Origin of the sequence: Corynebacterium marquesiae, assembly GCF_030229635.1 — a bacterium.
Taxonomy (GTDB): Bacteria; Actinomycetota; Actinomycetes; order Mycobacteriales; family Mycobacteriaceae; genus Corynebacterium; species Corynebacterium marquesiae.
The window spans coordinates 1-300 of sequence record NZ_JASPII010000052.1 but is presented as its reverse complement, the minus strand read 5'-3'; the positions used below and the strand labels follow the sequence as shown (position 1 = coordinate 300).

The 300-nt window shown below is 55.0% G+C and carries 1 protein-coding gene; it reads left to right on the top strand.

Translation table 11 applies throughout. The features are described 5' to 3' along the window. On the top strand, positions 1-278 hold a 278-nt coding region (locus QP971_RS11335), incomplete at its 5' end, for an integrase core domain-containing protein (RefSeq protein WP_284811945.1). Between the last annotated feature and the right edge of the window lie 22 nt (positions 279-300).

Below are 300 nucleotides of genomic sequence, written 5' to 3'. Positions count from 1 at the left end.
AGGCATTTAGGGACCACTGCGCCCAGCTTGGTGTGCGCCAATCCATGGGAGCAGTGGGAACGAGTGCCGATAATGCCTTGGCAGAGTCATTTAACGCCACCTTAAAGCGTGAAGTCCTGCGAGATCGGAAAGTCTTTCGCAATCCCATTACCTGCCGCCAAGAAGTCTTTCGATGGTGCATGCGCTACAACACGCGCAGACGGCACTCCTGGTGCAACCTTCAAGCCCCCGATACCTTCGAAGCACTCACATCAGCTACACTGACCCAAGCAGCATAGCTAACCCCCGACGTGTCTACTT